Genomic DNA, 17,546 nt, shown 5'->3' with positions numbered 1-17,546 from the left:
GGGGGACACGGGTAAGGGCGGCCTGAGGTGCGGGAGGCGGGGTCAATCCGCTAGCAAGGGCCCATGGCGGTATTCGTCGCGCTCGGCGCGTTCCTGATGACCCTGGCGGGCGGCTGGGTCGCGCAGCGCGTCAGCGACCGCCGGCACCTCGTGCTCGGCTTCGCCGGCGGACTGATGCTGGGTGTGGTCGGTCTCGACCTGCTGCCCGAGGCGGTGGAGGCCGCGGGCGGTGTGGTCTTCGGCGTGCCGGCGGCCCTGCTGCTGTTCGTGGGCGGCTTCCTGACGGCCCATCTCGTCGAGCGCTCGCTGGCCGTACGCCAGGCGGCACACGGGGCGGGCGAGGAGAGGGTGCCGCAGGTCGGGCTGACGGCGGCGGCCGCGATGGTGGGCCACAGCCTGATGGACGGTGTCGCGCTCGGCGCCGCATTCCAGATCGGCGGCGGGATGGGGGCCGCCGTCGCGCTCGCCGTCATCACCCACGACTTCGCCGACGGATTCAACACGTACACGATCACCAGCCTCTACGGGAACGCCCGCCGCAAGGCGCTCCTGATGCTGTACGCGGACGCGCTGGCCCCGATCGTGGGCGCTGCGACCACACTGCTGTTCACCCTTCCGGAGGAACTGCTCGGCTGTTATCTCGGCTTCTTCGGCGGGGCGCTCCTCTACCTCGCCGCCGCCGAGATCCTCCCCGAGGCGCACCACGACCACCCGGCCCGCTCCACGCTGCTGTGCACGGTCGCGGGAGTGGGCTTCATCTGGCTGGTGGTCGGCATCGCCGAGTGACGCCGCCCCCGGCACGGGCCCACGCGGGCGGAGCGACGTCACCCCCGGCACGGGCCCACGCGGGCGGAGCGACGTCACCCCCGGCACCGGCCCACGCGGGCGGAGCGACGTCACCCCCGGCACCGCTCCACGAAACGCCGGGCCACCCCGGGCTCCGCCGCCCAGTGCGTGTGCAGATAACTCGCGTGCACGCCCTGCTGCACGAAGCCCTCCACCCGGCGCTCCGGCTGATGCAGACCCCAGGCGGGCGTCGCGCCCGCCCCGGGCTCCAGCACCGTCCGGTGGAACTCGTGCCCGCGCAGCCGGGTCCCGGCCACGGCCAGCACGCTGTCGGAGACCGCCACCGCCTGCCGGTAGCCGAGCGTCAGCCGCTCGGACATCCGGGCAGAGGCGTCCAGCACCCCGCACATCGGCCGCCCGTCCAGCTCACGGGCCAGATAGAGCAGCCCCGCGCACTCAGCCGCCACCGGAGCACCGGCAAGAGCCAGATCCGTGACCGCCCGGCGCAGCGGCTCGTTCGCGGACAGCTCCGGTCCGTACACCTCGGGGAAGCCGCCGCCGATGACCAGCCCCGCCGTGCCCGTGGGCAGCTTCTCGTCGTGCAGCGGGTCGAAGACGGCCACCTCCGCGCCCGCCGCTGTCAGCAGCTCGGCGTGCTCCGCGTAGGCGAAGGTGAACGCCGCGCCGCCCGCCACCGCCACCACCGGCCGGGTCCCCGGATCGGGGTGGCGCTCCGGCTCCCACGCCTCGTCGGGCAGGCCCGGCGCCGAACGGGCCAGCGCCATCAGCGCGTCCAGATCGCAACCCTCTCGTACGCGGTCACCCATCGCCCGTACGGCGTCGAGGGCGTCGGTCTGCCGCTCGGCCACCGGGACCAGGCCCAGATGGCGCGAGGGGGTCGCCACCTGCGGCGCCCGCCGCAGCACCCCGAGCACCGGCAGCCCGGACTCGTCGAGTGCCTCCCGGAGCAGCGCCTCATGACGGTCGGAGGCCACCTTGTTCAGGATCACCCCGCCGATCCGCACCTCCGGGTCCCAGGAGGCGAAACCGTGCACGAGGGCCGCGACCGACCGCGACTGCGAGGACGCGTCGACGACCAGCACGACGGGAGCCCGCAGCAGCTTGGACACCTGGGCGGTCGAGGCGAGTTCACCCTGCCCCGAGGCCCCGTCGTACAGCCCCATCACCCCTTCGACGACGGCCAGGTCGCAGCCGCTCGCCCCGTGCGTGAACAGCGGGGCGATCAGACCGGGCCCGCACATGTACGCGTCGAGGTTGCGCCCCGGGCGGCCGGTGGCCAGCGCGTGGTAACCCGGGTCGATGTAGTCGGGCCCCACCTTGTGCGGGGACACCGCGAGACCGCGCCCCGCGAAGGCGGCCATCAGGCCCGTGGCGACCGTGGTCTTGCCGCTGCCCGAAGCGGGTGCGGCGATGACCAGACGAGGAACACTCACCACTCGATGCCTCTCTGGCCCTTCTGGCCGGCGTCCATCGGGTGCTTGACCTTCGACATGTCGGTCACCAGGTCGGCGGCGTCCATCAGCTTCTGCGGGGCGTTCCGGCCCGTGATCACGACGTGCTGGGTGCCCGGACGGTTCCGCATCACCTCGACGACCTCGTCGGTGTCGATCCAGCCCCAGTGCATCGGGTAGGCGAACTCGTCGAGCACGTACAGCTTGTACGTCTCGGCGGCCAGGTCACGCTTGACCTGCTCCCACCCCTCGCGGGCCTTCTCCTCGTTGTCCAGCTGGTTGTCGCGCTGGACCCACGACCACCCCTCGCCCATCTTGTGCCAGTCGACTGTGCCGCCCTCGCCGCTCGCGCCCAGCACCTTCAGCGCGTTCTCCTCGCCGACCTTCCACTTCGCCGACTTCACGAACTGGAACACCCCGATCGGCCAGCCCTGGTTCCAGGCGCGCAGCGCCAGCCCGAAGGCGGCCGTCGACTTGCCCTTGCCGATTCCCGTGTGGACGAACAGCAGCGGCCTGTTGCGCCGCTGACGTGTCGTCAGTCCGTCGTCCGGTACCGATACCGGCTGTCCCTGTGGCATTAAGCGGCCCTCCCGGCAGCAGTGATGTCCTTGACCAGCCCGGCGATCGAGTCGGCGCGCAGCTCGTCGAGCGTGACCGCGCTGCCCCCCAGATCCCGTGCGAGCTGTGCGGCGAGCCCGAGGCGTACGATCCCCGACTCGCAGTCCACGACGACGGACGCGGTGCCCTCGGAGGCGTGCAGCCGTCCGGCCCGCGCCGCCAGCGCCACCGGGTCGACGCCCCCGGTCGCCCGGCCGTCCGTCACCACGACGAGGAGCGCCCGCCGTGACGGATCACGCAGCCGCTCCACCCGCAGCACGTCGTGCGCCTTGAGCAGCCCGGCGGCCAGCGGGGTGCGCCCGCCGGTCGGCAGCGTCTCCAGCCTCGCGGCGGCCGCGTCCACCGACGAGGTGGGCGGCAGCACCACCTCGGCGTCCTTGCCGCGGAAGGTGACCAGGCCGACCTTGTCCCGGCGCTGATAGGCGTCCAGCAGCAGCGACATCACCGCCCCCTTCACGGCGCTCATCCGCTGCCGGGCCGCCATCGACCCGGAGGCGTCCACGACGAACAGCACGAGATTGCCCTCGCGCCCCTCCCGCGTCGCCTGCCGCAGATCGTCCCGCCGTACGACGAGACCCCGCCCCGAACGCCCTCGCGCCCGCTGGTGCGGAGCCGCCGCCTGCACGGTCGCCGCCAGGTGAAGCTTCGTCAGCGCACCCTCGGGCCGCCGCGACCCGGTGGTCCGGCCGTGCTCGGTACGCGCCCGGGACCGCCGCCCGGCCGCGCCCTCGCCGAGTCCGGGCACGCTGAGCATCTTCGTGCGGAACGGCTCGCCGGCCCGCACGGGCTGCTGCTCCCCGCCGCCGCCCGGCGGGGGCGCGTCGCCGCTCCCGGTCTGCTCCGGGCCGGGCGCGTCGGCACCGCCGGCGTCGGGACCATCCGTGTCCCTGCCGCCGTCGTCGGGGCCACCGCCCTGCGGGGGCACCCCGCCGCCCCCGGGCCCGTCGGGGTCCGGGTCGTCGTCGCCTCCGCCGTCGCCGTCCGCCGCGTCCTGGAGGGCCTCGTCCAGCTTGTCCTCGTCCAGTCCGGGCGCGTCGAACGGATTGCGCCTGCGCCGGTGGGGGAGTGCCAGGAGCGCGGCCTGCCGCACGTCGTCCGCGACGACCTCCTCGCGCCCCGCCCACGCGGCCAGCGCCGTCGCGGTGCGGGCCATGACGATGTCGGCACGCATCCCGTCGACCTCGAACGCCGCGCACGTCGCCGCGATCTGCCGCAACACGCCGTCGCCGAGCACCACACGGGGAAGCAGGGCGCGCGCGGCGACGATCCGCTCACGCAACGCGGCCTCCTCGTCGGCCCACCGCGCGGCGAACCCGGCCGGATCGTCGTCGTAGGCGAGCCTGCGCCGTACGACCTCGACGCGCAGGTCCGTCTCACGCGAGGCCGCCACTTCGACGGTCAGCCCGAAGCGGTCCAGCAACTGCGGCCGGAGCTCGCCCTCCTCCGGGTTCATCGTCCCGACCAGCAGGAAGCGCGCCGCGTGACGGACGGAGACACCCTCCCGCTCCACGTACGAGGCGCCCATGGCGGCCGCGTCGAGCAGCAGGTCCACCAGGTGGTCATGGAGGAGGTTGACCTCGTCGACGTAGAGGATCCCGCGATGGGCGTCGGCGAGGAGCCCCGGCTCGAAGGCCTTCACGCCCTCCGAGAGAGCCCGTTCGATGTCGAGGGCGCCGACCAGCCGGTCCTCCGACGCGCCGACGGGAAGCTCCACGGTCCGCGCCGGACGCGACACGCCCGTGCCCGTCTCGTGGGGACCGTCGGGACACGCGGGATCGGGTGCTCCCGGGTCGCACGAGAAACGGCACCCCGCCACGGCCGCGATCTCGGGCATGAGCGCGGCCAGCGCGCGTACGGCGGTGGACTTGGCGGTGCCCTTCTCGCCGCGGACCAGGACCCCGCCGACGGCGGGACTGACCGCGTTGAGCAGGAGTCCCAGCCGCAGGTCGTCCTGTCCGACGATGGCGGTGAAGGGATACGGCGTACTCACAGGGCCTCCTCTGTCGCAACCACAACTGCATGACCGGGCACGCCCGGCGCCGGAGGAACGGGGTCCGGGGCGGGCGCGGGCGGCGCACCCGGCGGGATGAAAGGCAGCCCCTCCGGCGCGCCGGCCTCGATCAGGCGCCACAACGCGTCCGTGTCCGCGTGTTCCTCGATCAGATCCCCCAGTCGGTCCAGCTGTTCCTCCCGCAACGCCCCGAAGCTCGTGTCCGGCGCCGCGGTGAACCGCCGCCCCGCCGCCCGCGCGACCTCGCCCAGGAAGGCCCGCCGGAACGCGTCGCTCTCCAGCGACCCGTGCCAGTGCGTCCCCCAGACCGAACCCACCCGGCACCCGTCGAGGAACGGCTCGCCGCCGCTCACCTCGGCGACCCCGTGATGGATCTCGTACCCCTCCACCGGCTCACCGAGCGCCGAACCTACGGGGCGCCCCAGGACCTTCTCCCGGCCGAAACGGACGCGTACGGGCAGCAGTCCGAGCCCCTCGACCAGTCCGGCCCGTGACTCCACGTCGTCGTCGATACGCTCGCCCAGCACTTGGAACCCTCCGCAGATCCCCAGCACCGGGCGGCCCTCCGCGGCACGCCGGACCAGCGCGTCGGCCAGCCCCCGCTCGCGCAGCCACGCCAGCGCCTTCACCGTGCCCCGCGTCCCGGGCACGATCACGAGGTCCGCGTCGACGAGCTCCTCCGCCCGGTCCACGAACCGCACCACCACACCCGGCTCGGCCGCCAGCGCGTCCACATCGGTGAAGTTCGACATCAGCGGCACCGCGCACACCGCGACCCGCAGCACGTCCTCACCGTGCGGCGGCGCCACGACCGACTCCCGTACGGTGCCGCGCATCGACACGCGCAGCCCGTCCTCCTCGTCGATGCCCAGACCATGGGCGTAGGGCAGCACCCCGTACGTCCGCCGCCCCGTGAGCCCGAGCAGCATGTCGAGACCGGGTTCCAGCAGCGAAACGTCACCGCGGAACTTGTTGACGAGGTATCCCGCGACCAGTGACTGGTCCTCGGGGCTCAGCAGAGCCGTCGTGCCGAAGAACGAGGCGAACACGCCGCCCCGGTCGATGTCGCCGACCACCAGCACGGGAAAGCGCGCGGCCCGGGCGATGCCCATGTTCACGATGTCCGTGCGCCGCAGGTTGATCTCGGCCGGACTGCCCGCCCCCTCGCAGATCACGGCGTCATACGTGCCCCGCAGTTGCTCCAGACAGTCCGTGACCGTCCCCAGCAGCGCCTCCTGGCGACCGCCGTGGTAGCCGCGCGCACTCATCTCGCCGACCGGCTTCCCCATCAGGACGACCTGGCTCGACCGGTCGCCGCCGGGCTTGAGCAGCACCGGATTCATCAGCGCCGACGGCTCCACCCGGGCGGCCTGCGCCTGCATCGCCTGGGCACGGCCGATCTCCGCCCCCTCCCGGGTGACGAACGAGTTCAGCGACATGTTCTGCGCCTTGAACGGCGCGACCTTCACCCCCCGGCGCACCAGCCACCGGCAGATCCCTGCCGTGACGACGCTCTTGCCCGCGTCCGAAGTGGTCCCCGCGACCAGCAGCCCGCCGCTCATCCGACTCTCCGTCCCATGGCCGACCGCCCCGCCGCGCACACGACGAGGGCCAGCACACTCACCCGGCGCGACAGCCGCACCGCGCGTTCGATGTCCGTGACCCGCACGTCCCGGCCGGCCTCGCCGTTGAGCACAGGCCGGTGCTCGACCCGCCCGCCGTACGCGAGGGTGCCGCCGAGCCGTACGCCGAGCGCCCCCGCGAACGAGGCCTCGACCGGGCCCGCGTTGGGGCTGGGATGCCTGCCCGCGTCCGCCCGCCAGGCCCGGACCGCCTCACGCGGGCGCCCCCCGGCGGCCACGGCGAGCACGGCGGTGAGCCGGGCCCCGGGCCAGCCGGCGACGTCGTCGAGCCGGGCCGACGCCCAGCCGTAGCGCCGGTAGCGGGGCGACTTGTGCCCGACCATGGCGTCGAGCGTGTTGACGGCCCGGAAGGCGACCAGCCCGGGCACACCGCCGAGCGCGCCCCACACGAGGGCTCCCACCACGGCGTCGGAGGTGTTCTCGGCGACGGACTCCACCACGGCGCGGGCGATCTGCTGCCCGTCCAGCGACTGCGGGTCGCGGCCGCACAGATGAGGCAGCCGCTCCCGGGCCAGGTCGATGTCCCCGGCGGCCAGCGCCCCGCCGATGGCGCGGGCCTCACGGCCCAGCGAGGTGCCCCCGACGACGGACCAGGTGGCTACGGCTGTCAGCGCCACGGCGGCGGCGGGACGGTTCCGCACGGCACGCGCGGCCAGCGCGGCAGCGCCCGTGGCGCCCCCGGCGCAGACGAGCGTGTGCAGGGCGCCCCAGCCGCGGTGGTCGCGCCACAGGCGGCGCTCGGCGCCCGCCGCTCCACGCCCGAAGGCGGCGACGGGGTGGCCACGCCGCGGATCACCCAACAGCAGGTCGCCGATCAGGCCGGCGGCGGCTCCGTACGCGAAGATGCGGTCGGCTCGCACCGCTCAGCCGGCCGTCGCGCCTCGGAGGACCTTCGTGACAGGTGGTGCAGCGACCGACGCAGGGCAGCCAGACATGGCGTATGTCCTCACTCAGGGTCCGCGCCCTGGTTCGACGTGACCGGCGACGAGAGTCTCCTGGCTTCCGGATCCGCAGTTCCTCCGGCCTTCCAGCCCGCGGTGGCGGGCCGTGACTTCCGTGTGGAGGCTGCTCCTCGGTGACAGTGGCGGGACCGCGCCGGATTCGCACCGGCTTCCTCTCCTGTCGCCGTAAGGCCGGCCGGCACGTGTGTGCCGGCCAGCCTAAATGGCACCGGCAGTCCACCACGCCCCGTGAATGCCCGTCAACCTGCCGCTGACCTGCGAGGCTTCAATGTGCTCAGACGCACACCGGGCCGGACACACGTGGTGTGTCCGGCCCGGGTGGGTGTCCGTGCGGGAGCGGTCAGGCGACGATCAGATAGATCCCGTACGCGACCGCCGCCGCGCACAGCCCGAAGCAGGCGTACGCACCGGTGCGCACCAGGCCGTTGGCACCGCCGCCGCCCTGCGCGGCCGTCGTCTGCCTGGCCATGCCCGTGATGCCGAGGGTGAAGAGGCCGACCAGCGCGACGGTGACCACGAGACTGACGCCGAAGACGGACGCGAGAGCTGCCCAGTCGATGTTCATGCGGATTCGTCCTTACACCGTGGCCGGGTCGGCCGGGGTTCCGGCCGTCGTGGCCGGGGCCGAGATGGTGGTCTTGAGCTCCGGTACGACAACACCGGCGGGCGGCGGGCTGACCGCGGAGATGGCGGTGGTGACGACGCCCGGGGGCTCGGCCTCCGCGTTCACGTTGGTGTGGTCGACCGGCTTGCGGCGCGACAGCAGCCAGATGGCGGCGGAGCCGGCGACGAGCAGGACGGCGACCACCGCGACGCCCCAGGGCCCCTGCTTGGTCAGGAACTCGGCGCCCGCGCCCATCAGACCGGCGGCCGGCAGGGTCAGGCCCCAGGCGACGAACATCCGGGTGGCGGTGGACCAGCGGACCACGCCTCCCTTACGTCCGAGACCCGCGCCCATGACGGCACCGGAGCAGGACTGCGTGGTGGAGAGGGAGAAGCCGAGGTGCGAGGAGGCCAGGATGACCGTGGCCGCACTGGTCTGGGCTGCGAAGCCCTGCGGCGGACGCAGGTCGGTGAGGCCACTGCCCATGGTGCGGATGATGCGCCAGCCGCCGAGGTAGGTGCCCATCGCGATGGCGATACCCGCGGAGGCGATGACCCAGACCGGCGGGTTGGAGCCGGGGGAGAGGACGCCACCGGTGACCAGGGCCAGGGTGATGATGCCCATGGTCTTCTGCGCGTCGTTGGTGCCGTGGGCGAGCGAGACGAGACCGGCCGAGGCGATCTGGCCGGCGCGGTATCCCTTGGCGGTCGACTTCAGCTGCGCCTCGTCGGTGATCTTCCGGTTGAGGCGGTACGTCAGCTTCGTGGCCAGCAGCGCGGCGAGACCGGCCACGACCGGGGCGGCGATCGCGGGCAGCAGGACCTTCGTGACGACGGTACCGCCGTTGATCGAGGACCAGCCGGCCGACATGACCGCGGCGCCGATGAGGCCGCCGAAGAGTGCGTGGGAGGAACTGGAGGGCAGGCCGACCAGCCAGGTCAGCAGATTCCACAGGATCGCGCCGACGAGCGCCGCGAAGATGACCTCGGTTCTGAGGCCGTTCTCGTTGATGATCCCGCCGGAGATCGTCTTGGCGACCTCCACCGACAGGAACGCGCCGACGAGGTTGAGAACGGCGGACATGGCCACCGCTGTCTTGGGCTTGAGAGCGCCGGTCGAGATGGTGGTGGCCATCGCGTTGGCGGTGTCGTGGAAACCGTTCGTGAAATCGAACACGAGAGCTGTCACGATCACGATCGCGAGCAGCAGCGTGATGTGTTCCATTTACCCAGGCAATCGTTCGACGTCATTGGCACGTGGAACGTAAGCAACCAGGGTGAACGGAAGATGAACTGGGCAGGGCGGCACGGTGACCCCAACCGTGTGCACCGGTTCCGCTTGTGTGCGCGGGGGGTGGGCCGGACCGTCGCCGCCGGTGCGGGGCCCGGTGCCACCCGACGCGGGGGATCTTGACCGCGACCGATTCATCCCTTCGGGGAGACATGGGTCACGTGACTCTTAGGATCCCCGTATGGGTGACATGGATAAGCGTGCTGTCGAACAGGCGTGGGACGGAGTCGTCGCGACGGCCCGGAGGACGGCGGCGGACGGCCTGGTCGTCGGAACCTCGGGCAACGTGTCGGCCCGGGTGGGCGACATCGTCCTGGTCACCCCCAGCGGGGTGCCCTACGACCGGCTCGGCCCCGCGGACGCCGTCGGCGTCGACCTCGAAGGACGCCAGGTCCTCGGCGACCTGGTCCCGACCAGCGAACTCCCGCTCCACCTGGCCGTCTACCGCGGCAGCGACGCCGCGGCGGTCGTCCACACCCACGCCGTGCACGCCACGGCCGTCTCCACCCTCGTCCCCGAGGTGCCGCTCATCCACTACGCCGCCGCCCTGCTCGGCGGCCCCGTCCGCACCGCCGCCTACGCGCGCTACGGGACGCCGGAGCTCGCCGACAACATGCTGGCCGCCCTGCGCGACCGCACCGGCTGCCTGCTGCGGAACCACGGCACCGTCACCTACGGGCGCACCCTCGACGAGGCCTACGACCGCACCGCCCAGCTCGAATGGATGTGCAGGCTCTGGCTCACCGCGAGCTCCGTGCCCGGCCACAGCCCGAGCCTCCTCACCCCGGCCCAGCTGAACGACGTCCAGGACGCCCTGAAGGGCTACGGCCAGCGCGGCTGAGCCCGGCGCCGCGCCGTACGGCCCCTGCCCACTGGCCAACGGAGCCCCGGCCCACGACACTGGAGCCGTGCGCCCGGCAACAGCGGCGGCAGTGGCCGCAACCTCGATCCTCGGCGTCTGCGCGGCAGCGGTCGCCGCCGGCCGCTACGCCAGCGACGCCGCCCTCGGCGCGCCCTCCCCACGGCCCTTCCCGGCCGACCGCCGTCTCACCGTGCACGCCACCGCGGCCGGGCAGATCACTCTGACCCGCTCCTTTCCCGCGCTGCGCCCAGGTACGTACGGACTGGCCGGCCGCGGTGTCCACGCGGTGGTCGGCCCGGTGATCGAACAGGTGCCGGGTCATTCCGCCATCTCTCCCGACACCGTCGTCCGCCGGCTGGAGCGCGTGAACCTCGGCAGCCTGAAGCCGGGCGCCCGGGTCCGCCTCACCCCGGAGCTCCACGTAGGCGACCCGCTCGCCGCCCTCGGCCTCGCCTACAAGGAGGTCGAGGTCCCAGGCGAACTCGGTCCCCTGCCCGCCTGGTTCGTGCCCGCCGCCCGCGACACCTGGGTGATCACGGTGCACGGCCTCGGCACCACCAGGGACCACCCCATGAACGTGATGGAGTTCCTCCACGCCCAGCAGCTCCCGGTGCTCGACCTGGCCTACCGCGGCGACGTGGGCGCCCCGCGCTCCCCGGACGGACTCGCCCACCTCGGCGAGTCCGAATGGCGCGACCTCGACGCGGCCATCCGCTACGCGGTGCGCTACGGGGCCGAGAACGTCATCCTGTACGGCTGGTCCTCCGGCGCCTCGATGGCCCTGCACGCGGCCGTCAACTCCGCCCTCCGTGATCGCATCAGCGGCCTGGTCCTCGACTCCCCGGTCCTGGACTGGAAGACCACCCTGCGCGCCCTCGCCTCGGCCCGGGGCGTCCCGTCCGCGCTGCTGCCCCTCGCCGTCCGGGCCGCCCAGGGCCAGACCGGACTGCACGGAGCCCCGCTCCTGGACACCTCGGTGCCGACGGCCCTGCACGCCCCCACGATGATCGTCCACGGCCCCGACGACACCCTGGCTCCCTGGCAGCAGTCCCGGGAACTCGCCGAGCGCCGCCCGGACCTGGTGTCCCTGCACTCCGTACCGCAGGCTCCGCATGCGGCGATGTGGAATGCCGACCCGGCCGGTTACGAAGAGGCGCTACGGCGCTTTCTTACGCCCCTGATGTGAGCTGATGCGCCGGAACCGCCCGGTTGGCACCCCGGCCCTGAAGCCCCCCGAACCCCGGTGACACGGCTTCCGTTTGGGCTTTCGGGCCGTCAGAGGCAAGACTGCTCCTCGTGACGTCCCGTACCCCGCGCGACTCCAGGCTGCGACTTGTCCGCCCGCGACCCCAGGCGACCGCCCGCAAGGCCGTGACGACCCGGCGCACCAGGCCGGCCCCCCGCCCACCCGAGGGCACACCGCCACCGGCGGAACTGGCACGCCAGGCCAGGGCCGTGCTGGCCGACGCCGTACGGATCGCCCACTGGGCCGCGGACGGCACGAGCACGGCCTCCGCCCCGCTCGCCGCCCAGGCCCTGGAGCGGGCCGCCGCCGCACTGGAGCTGTCGCCGGCCCAGGTCCGGGCCGGCTGGGACCGGGCCAGGCTGGCCGGACTCGTCGAGCTGCACGGCGACACCGCCCGCCCCGGCTGGCGGCTGCGTGCCTGGGACCGCGACGACTCCGCCGTGCTCCGGGGCTGGGTGGCGCTCTTCGACGCCTGGTCACTGGTCCACGCCTCACCCGACGGCATCGAGGCCACCGCGGTCGCGGAAGCCGTCGAGGCCGTGCCCCAGGTGCTCTCCCTGCTCCAGCTCTCGGCGGGCGCCGTCACCGTGCCCGCGCTCCTCGACCTGCTGGGCCAGCGCGTCGCGGAGCTCCACGAGGAGCGGTGCGAGGTGCCGTACGGACCGCAGGACCAGCCCGTGTCCGCGGGCGGGCGGTCCGCCGACCTCAACGCCCTGCTGCTCGACTGGGCCCTGGAGGGCCTCGCCTCCGTCGGCGCCCTCACGCTCGGCGCCGGCCACGCCACCCTCACCCCGCTGGGCAACTGGGCGGTCTGGGTCAAGCTCGAACAGATCTGCGTCGCCGCCCAGAGCCCGGCCGGCAACATCGAGCAGTCCGCGGCCGACATGCTGCTCGGCTGCGCCCGGCTCACCCCCGGCCCGGCCCGCGCCGAATACCGGGCCTGGCTCGCCGCCCGGCCCGTCGGCAGCGCTGTCGCCGAACTGCTGGCCGTCGCCCGCGGCGAGGACGCCCTGCTGCGCGGCCTCGCCTTCGAGGCGCTGCGCGTCGTCGGCGCCCCCGCGGAGCCCGTCGTCCGCTCCGTCGTCACGGAGGCGCCGCTGCGCCCGTACGCCCTGCTCTGGCTCGCCGAGTACGAGGGCACCGACCCGGACGACGCCCAGGACGTCCTCAGCCGTGAGGAGGCAACCTGGCTCTGGGTCGACACGGCCGCGGCCGTGGCCGACCACGGCGAGACCGGGCTGCTGGTCCGCCATCTCGACTCCGCGGTCCAGGGCACGGTCCCCGCGCTCCTGGACGAGGTGCGTGCCGTGGGGCACCCGCGGACCGTCCAGGTGCTGGTCGCCCTGGCCGCCGCCCACCCGGACCCGGCCCTCGCCAAGGCCGTACGCCGCGCCGCCTTCCAGGTGCACACCGGCGGGGCCTGACCGCGCGCGCCGGCGCGGCGCCGGGGCGCAGCCCCCGGGGGGAGCAGCCGCCCGCAGCCCCCGGGGGGAGCAGCCGCCCGAGGCCCCCGGGGGAGTCAGCCCGAGGCCCCCGGGGCGTACGTCCCGAAGCTCCACACGTTGCCCTCCGCGTCCCGCGCCATGTAGTCGCGTGAGCCGTAGTCCTGGTCGGTGGGCGGCATCAGGATCTCCACGCCGTGCTCCACGGCCCGCGCGTGATGGGCGTCCACGTCGTCCACCACCACGTACACCCCGGCGGGCCCGGCACCGGCCATCGCCTTGGCGAAGACGCCCCCGCCCCCCTTGGAACCGAGCATCACCCGGCCGTTGCCGCAGGACAGCTCGGCATGGATCACGCTGCCGTCCTCGCCCTCGTACACCCCTTCCGCGGTGAACCCCAGGGCCTGGGTCAGCACTCCGATCGCGGCCTTCGCGTCGTCGTACAGAAGCGTCGGAAAGATCGTGGGAACACCGTCCGTGCCTGCCATCACGCTCACCCTCTCCAGCCAACTGGATGTGATCTCCGTCTCAGTCTTCCACCGGCCACCGACAACGTCAGCCGAAGGTGTCGCAGCGGCTCGGGTCGCCGGTGCGGAAGCCCGTGGTGAACCATTGGCGCCGCTGCGCGGACGAGCCGTGCGTCCAGGACTCCGGATTCACGCTCCCCTGGAACTTCTCCTGGATCCGGTCGTCGCCGACGGCCGCCGCCGCGTCGAGGCCGTCCTGGATGTCCGCCTCGGTCAGCTCCGTGATCAGGGGCCGCCCCGACTCGGCCGGAGTGGTCGTCGCGTGGTTCGCCCAGACCCCGGCGAAGCAGTCCGCCTGCAGCTCGACCTTCACGGAACCGCTGTCGGTGCCCTGCCTGCCGTCCTGCGCCCTGCTCAGGGTGCCCAGCTGGTTCTGCGTCACGCCGCTCCGCTCGAACACCTGTCTCCAGTAGTCCTGCACGCTGTTGACCACCGCCACCGTCCGGCAGTCGTCCTTGGTGTTGGCGTCCTCACCCGTCCGGCAGTTCTGCTCGACCTGCGCGGCCGACGAGGACGTGGCCGCGGGCTCCGGGTCGCCCGAGGAGAGGCCGAGCTGCTCCGGACCCACGCCGAGGAACAGGCCGAGGACCAGCGCGACGAGACCGACGATGCCGCCGCCCATGGTGGCCCGGCCGCCCGGGAACCGGCTGCCGCGCGCGTCCTGGACCTCGGACGTGTCCAGACCGGCGTCGTCGTCGAACCGCATGGGCCGCCACCCTCTGCTCCGGCCGCTCCACGGCGCGTGTGCCGTCCTGTGCCGAGTACCAGCCAGTTCGATCGGGTGTGCCCGGATCTGTGACGCACCGCGGTGGAGCGGTGACGGGCCGGGAGCATGCGGTAAAGCAGGTGGACACCGCCAGTAGACTGAGTCCCATGGCAATTCTCCTTGTGCATTAGACGGCGTCGAGTCGTGAGCCCGCTGTCCCTCCGCCGTCCATACCGCCCTGGAGTTTTTCCGTGATCACCGCTTCCGGCATCGAGCTGCGCGCCGGCGCCCGCATCCTCATCGAGTCCGCCTCCTTCCGTATCGCCAAGGGCGACCGCATCGGCCTGGTCGGCCGCAACGGCGCGGGCAAGACCACCCTCACCAAGTGCCTGGCGGGGGAGGGGACGCCGGCCGGCGGCACCATCACCAACAGCGGTGAGGTCGGCTACCTCCCGCAGGACCCGCGCACCGGCGACCTCGACGTCCTGGCCCGCGACCGCATCCTCTCGGCCCGCGGGCTCGACGAGATCCTGCGCAAGATGCGGGAGAACGAGGAGCGGATGGCGAACGGCAAGGGCGCCACCCGCGAGAAGGCCATGAAGCGGTACGAGCGCCTGGAGACGGAGTTCCTCACCAAGGGCGGGTACGCCGCCGAGGCCGAGGCCGCCACCATCGCCGCCGCGCTGAGCCTGCCCGACCGGGTGCTCGGTCAGCCCCTGCACACCCTCTCCGGTGGTCAGCGCCGCCGTGTCGAGCTCGCCCGCATCCTCTTCTCGGACGCCGACACCCTGCTGCTCGACGAGCCCACCAACCACCTCGACGCGGACTCGATCGTCTGGCTGCGCGACTACCTCAAGACCTACCGCGGCGGCTTCATCGTGATCTCCCACGACGTCGAGCTCGTCGAGACCGTGGTCAACAAGGTGTTCTACCTCGACGCCAACCGCGCGCAGATCGACATCTACAACATGGGCTGGAAGCTCTACCAGCAGCAGCGCGAGGCCGACGAGAAGCGCCGCAAGCGCGAGCGCCAGAACGCCGAGAAGAAGGCCGCGACCCTCAACGCGCAGGCCGACAAGATGCGCGCCAAGGCCACCAAGACCGTCGCCGCCCAGAACATGGCCAAGCGCGCCGACCGGCTGCTCTCGGGCCTGGAGGCCGTGCGGGTCTCCGACAAGGTCGCCAAGCTGCGCTTCCCCGACCCCTCCCCGTGCGGCAAGACCCCGCTGATGGCCGAGGGCCTCTCCAAGTCCTACGGGTCGCTGGAGATCTTCACCGACGTGGACCTGGCCATCGACAAGGGCTCCCGAGTCGTGATCCTCGGCCTCAACGGCGCGGGCAAGACCACTCTGCTGCGCCTCCTCGGCGGCGCCGAGAAGCCCGACACCGGCCAGGTCATCGAGGGTCACGGCCTCAAGCTCGGCTACTACGCCCAGGAGCACGAGACCCTCGACCCGGACCGCTCCGTCCTGGAGAACATGCGTTCGGCGGCGCCCGACCTCGACCTGGTCGCGGTCCGCAAGACGCTCGGTTCCTTCCTCTTCTCCGGTGACGACGTCGACAAGCCCGCCGGAGTGCTCTCCGGCGGTGAGAAGACCCGGCTCGCCCTGGCGACGCTCGTCGTCTCCTCCGCCAACGTGCTGCTGCTCGACGAACCGACGAACAACCTCGACCCGGCCAGCCGTGAGGAGATTCTCGGGGCGCTCCGCACCTACAAGGGCGCCGTCGTCCTCGTCACCCACGACGAGGGCGCGGTCGAGGCGCTCCAGCCGGAGCGGATCATCCTGCTGCCCGACGGGGTCGAGGACCTCTGGGGTGCGGACTACCGGGACCTGGTGGCCCTGGCCTGACCCGCCGGGGGCTCCTGGATCCGGTGCGGGGCCCGGTGATCCAATGCGTCTGGATCATTCGGCCCATCGGTGATCCATCATCTGGGTGAGTGGGTCTCGTACCCCGGCGCGGCGCCCGGCAGATAGCTGCCGGGCGCACTCATTTCCGGCCACTCCACCCCGTACGGCCCTGACCTGGCCGTTTTTCCCGCGGGCCGTTCCTCAGGGGCCCGAAGGCCCTGGGAATGCCGGATTCCGCTTGTGTTCCGCCGCTTCCGGACGCGGAATCCGGTCGTACGGACCTTGCCGAATGGGTGGCCAGGAAGCGCAGGAGGGGTGATCATGAGAGTCCAGAGCGCACTTCCTTGAGGAGGCACGGGTGGCCGAGACTCTGAAGAAGGGCAGCCGGGTGACCGGCGCCGCGCGCGACAAGCTCGCGGCAGACCTGAAGAAGAAGTACGACTCCGGTGCGAGCATCCGGGCGCTGGCCGAGGAAACGGGCCGCTCCTACGGATTCGTCCACCGGATGCTCAGCGAGTCCGGAGTCACGCTGCGAGGACGCGGCGGAGCGACTCGAGGCAAGAAGGCCGCTACGGCCTGACGGCGACAGCGGGTTCGGAGTGGGCGTACGTCCGCTCCTGGGGCTCTCCGGAACACCGGGTGGCCACCCGGCCGGCCGCGAGGTCGTCCGGGTGGTTACTGTTCAGTTACTTGCCAGTAAGTGCTGACTGCACCCGATCCGGAGGCGCTCCATGACCTCGCTCGACTCTGTGCTCGACAAGGACGGCGTACGGCTCACCGTCGATGACGCGGTTGCCACGGTGACGCTCACCAACCCGGCCAAGCGCAACGCTCAGTCTCCCGCTCTGTGGCGGGCGTTGGCAGAGGCCGGACGGGCACTCCCCGGCAGCGTGCGGGTCGTCGTGCTCCGCGGCGAGGGCAAGTCCTTCTCCGCGGGCCTCGACCGGCAGGCATTCGCACCCGAGGGCTTCGACGGCGAGCCGTCCTTCCTCGACATGGCGCGCGGCCCGGAGGCCGAGCTCGACGCGACCATCGCCGAGTACCAGGAGGCGTTCACCTGGTGGCGCCGCAACGACATCGTGTCGATCGCGGCCGTGCAGGGGCACGCGATCGGTGCCGGCTTCCAGCTCACCCTCGCCTGCGATCTGCGGATCGTCGCCGAGGACGTGCAGTTCGCCATGCGCGAGACCAGCCTCGGTCTCGTTCCCGACCTCACGGGCACCCACCCCCTGGTGAACCTCGTGGGGTACGCGCGCGCGCTCGAGATCTGCGCCACCGGCCGCTTCGTGCACGCCGAGGAGGCCGAGCGCACCGGTCTCGCCAACCTCGTCGTCCCCGCCGATGAGCTCGACGCGGCGGCGCGCGACCTGGCCGGGGCCCTGCTCGCCGCCCCGCGCGACGCGGTCGTCGAGACCAAGGCGCTGCTGAGCGGCGCCCTCGCGCGTACGTACGAGGAGCAGCGCACCGCCGAGCGCGCCGCCCAGGGGCGCCGTCTGCGCGACCTCGCGGGCCTCTCCGACTGAACAG

The 17,546-nt window shown here is 72.8% G+C and carries 16 protein-coding genes and 1 riboswitch; of the genes, 7 read left to right on the top strand and 9 right to left on the bottom strand.

Features of this window, described 5'->3' with window-relative positions:
* Positions 1 to 63 precede the first annotated feature (63 nt).
* The gene (locus ACIQM3_RS21400) at positions 64 to 786 is read left to right on the top strand and encodes a ZIP family metal transporter (RefSeq protein ID WP_329227400.1); all 723 of its coding nucleotides are present in this window, start codon (positions 64 to 66) and stop codon (positions 784 to 786) included.
* A gap of 110 nt (positions 787 to 896) precedes the next feature.
* Here the strand turns inward: ACIQM3_RS21400 and ACIQM3_RS21395 are convergent, their stop codons facing one another.
* The 7 genes from ACIQM3_RS21395 to ACIQM3_RS21365 all read right to left on the bottom strand — a co-directional run bounded on the left by ACIQM3_RS21395 (position 897) and on the right by ACIQM3_RS21365 (position 9,320).
* Positions 897 to 2,243 (bottom strand): cobyrinate a,c-diamide synthase, encoded by a 1,347-nt coding sequence (locus ACIQM3_RS21395; RefSeq protein ID WP_401626634.1) that lies wholly within the window; start codon positions 2,241 to 2,243, stop codon positions 897 to 899.
* Positions 2,237 to 2,836, bottom strand: a complete 600-nt coding sequence (gene cobO, locus ACIQM3_RS21390; RefSeq protein WP_401626632.1) for a cob(I)yrinic acid a,c-diamide adenosyltransferase — start codon at positions 2,834 to 2,836, stop codon at positions 2,237 to 2,239. The genes ACIQM3_RS21395 and cobO overlap by 7 nt, the downstream gene beginning before the upstream one ends.
* Positions 2,836 to 4,866, bottom strand: coding sequence for a putative cobaltochelatase (locus ACIQM3_RS21385; protein ID WP_401626631.1), 2,031 nt, complete (start codon positions 4,864 to 4,866; stop codon positions 2,836 to 2,838). Before ACIQM3_RS21385 ends, cobO begins: the two co-directional genes overlap by 1 nt.
* Positions 4,863 to 6,449, bottom strand: a complete 1,587-nt coding sequence (locus tag ACIQM3_RS21380) for a cobyric acid synthase (protein WP_401626629.1) — start codon at positions 6,447 to 6,449, stop codon at positions 4,863 to 4,865. The genes ACIQM3_RS21385 and ACIQM3_RS21380 overlap by 4 nt, the downstream gene beginning before the upstream one ends.
* Positions 6,446 to 7,390, bottom strand: a complete 945-nt coding sequence (locus ACIQM3_RS21375) for a cobalamin biosynthesis protein (RefSeq protein WP_401626627.1) — start codon at positions 7,388 to 7,390, stop codon at positions 6,446 to 6,448. Before ACIQM3_RS21375 ends, ACIQM3_RS21380 begins: the two co-directional genes overlap by 4 nt.
* A gap of 128 nt (positions 7,391 to 7,518) precedes the next feature.
* Positions 7,519 to 7,648, bottom strand: a riboswitch (cobalamin riboswitch).
* 184 nt (positions 7,649 to 7,832) lie between these two features.
* The gene (locus ACIQM3_RS21370) at positions 7,833 to 8,057 is read right to left on the bottom strand and encodes a hypothetical protein (protein WP_401626625.1); all 225 of its coding nucleotides are present in this window, start codon (positions 8,055 to 8,057) and stop codon (positions 7,833 to 7,835) included.
* A gap of 12 nt (positions 8,058 to 8,069) precedes the next feature.
* Positions 8,070 to 9,320 carry an anion permease gene (locus ACIQM3_RS21365; protein ID WP_401626623.1) on the bottom strand — a complete coding sequence of 417 codons (1,251 nt, stop codon included), beginning with the start codon at positions 9,318 to 9,320 and terminating at the stop codon, positions 8,070 to 8,072.
* Positions 9,321 to 9,567: 247 nt separating this feature from the next.
* On the opposite strand from ACIQM3_RS21365, the gene ACIQM3_RS21360 reads away from it, so the two are divergent.
* From ACIQM3_RS21360 to ACIQM3_RS21350, 3 genes are all read left to right on the top strand, one after another.
* Positions 9,568 to 10,227 (top strand): class II aldolase/adducin family protein, encoded by a 660-nt coding sequence (locus ACIQM3_RS21360; protein WP_401626621.1) that lies wholly within the window; start codon positions 9,568 to 9,570, stop codon positions 10,225 to 10,227.
* Between the two features lie 67 nt (positions 10,228 to 10,294).
* A complete protein-coding gene (locus ACIQM3_RS21355; protein ID WP_401626619.1) occupies positions 10,295 to 11,434 on the top strand; it encodes an alpha/beta hydrolase in 1,140 nt (379 codons plus the stop codon).
* A 185-nt stretch (positions 11,435 to 11,619) separates the two neighbouring features.
* Positions 11,620 to 12,918 carry a hypothetical protein gene (locus ACIQM3_RS21350; protein ID WP_401627423.1) on the top strand — a complete coding sequence of 433 codons (1,299 nt, stop codon included), beginning with the start codon at positions 11,620 to 11,622 and terminating at the stop codon, positions 12,916 to 12,918.
* Positions 12,919 to 13,013: 95 nt separating this feature from the next.
* Here ACIQM3_RS21350 and ACIQM3_RS21345 read toward each other — a convergent pair whose 3' ends face one another.
* Both ACIQM3_RS21345 and ACIQM3_RS21340 read right to left on the bottom strand, forming a co-directional pair.
* Complete coding sequence (locus ACIQM3_RS21345) at positions 13,014 to 13,424, bottom strand: VOC family protein (RefSeq protein WP_401626617.1); 411 nt, start codon at positions 13,422 to 13,424, stop codon at positions 13,014 to 13,016.
* A gap of 67 nt (positions 13,425 to 13,491) precedes the next feature.
* Entirely contained in the window at positions 13,492 to 14,169 is a 678-nt protein-coding gene (locus tag ACIQM3_RS21340; protein ID WP_401626615.1) for a neutral zinc metallopeptidase, read from the bottom strand.
* 251 nt (positions 14,170 to 14,420) lie between these two features.
* Between ACIQM3_RS21340 and ACIQM3_RS21335 the strand changes: the two genes are divergently transcribed.
* From ACIQM3_RS21335 to ACIQM3_RS21325, 3 genes are all read left to right on the top strand, one after another.
* The gene (locus ACIQM3_RS21335) at positions 14,421 to 16,019 is read left to right on the top strand and encodes an ABC-F family ATP-binding cassette domain-containing protein (protein WP_401626613.1); all 1,599 of its coding nucleotides are present in this window, start codon (positions 14,421 to 14,423) and stop codon (positions 16,017 to 16,019) included.
* Between the two features lie 358 nt (positions 16,020 to 16,377).
* Positions 16,378 to 16,599 carry a helix-turn-helix domain-containing protein gene (locus tag ACIQM3_RS21330; protein ID WP_018518904.1) on the top strand — a complete coding sequence of 74 codons (222 nt, stop codon included), beginning with the start codon at positions 16,378 to 16,380 and terminating at the stop codon, positions 16,597 to 16,599.
* Positions 16,600 to 16,750: 151 nt separating this feature from the next.
* Positions 16,751 to 17,542 (top strand): enoyl-CoA hydratase/isomerase family protein, encoded by a 792-nt coding sequence (locus tag ACIQM3_RS21325; RefSeq protein WP_401626612.1) that lies wholly within the window; start codon positions 16,751 to 16,753, stop codon positions 17,540 to 17,542.
* Positions 17,543 to 17,546: the final 4 nt, after the last annotated feature.

The organism is Streptomyces sp. NPDC091271, from assembly GCF_044757505.1.
Classification (GTDB): domain Bacteria; phylum Actinomycetota; class Actinomycetes; order Streptomycetales; family Streptomycetaceae; genus Streptomyces.
Note: the sequence above shows the minus strand (reverse complement) of the source record. Positions and strands in the feature narration are given on the sequence as shown.

Bases quoted from the DNA above. Each gene is read 5' to 3' on its own strand.
- ACIQM3_RS21400 (WP_329227400.1), top strand. From the start codon at position 64: ATGGCGGTATTCGTCGCGCTCGGCGCGTTCCTGATGACCCTGGCGGGC.
- cobO (WP_401626632.1), bottom strand. From the start codon at position 2,836: ATGCCACAGGGACAGCCGGTATCGGTACCGGACGACGGACTGACGACA.
- ACIQM3_RS21380 (WP_401626629.1), bottom strand. From the start codon at position 6,449: ATGAGCGGCGGGCTGCTGGTCGCGGGGACCACTTCGGACGCGGGCAAG.
- ACIQM3_RS21370 (WP_401626625.1), bottom strand. From the start codon at position 8,057: ATGAACATCGACTGGGCAGCTCTCGCGTCCGTCTTCGGCGTCAGTCTC.
- ACIQM3_RS21365 (WP_401626623.1), bottom strand. From the start codon at position 9,320: ATGGAACACATCACGCTGCTGCTCGCGATCGTGATCGTGACAGCTCTC.
- ACIQM3_RS21360 (WP_401626621.1), top strand. From the start codon at position 9,568: ATGGGTGACATGGATAAGCGTGCTGTCGAACAGGCGTGGGACGGAGTC.
- ACIQM3_RS21345 (WP_401626617.1), bottom strand. From the start codon at position 13,424: ATGGCAGGCACGGACGGTGTTCCCACGATCTTTCCGACGCTTCTGTAC.
- ACIQM3_RS21340 (WP_401626615.1), bottom strand. From the start codon at position 14,169: ATGCGGTTCGACGACGACGCCGGTCTGGACACGTCCGAGGTCCAGGAC.
- ACIQM3_RS21325 (WP_401626612.1), top strand. From the start codon at position 16,751: ATGACCTCGCTCGACTCTGTGCTCGACAAGGACGGCGTACGGCTCACC.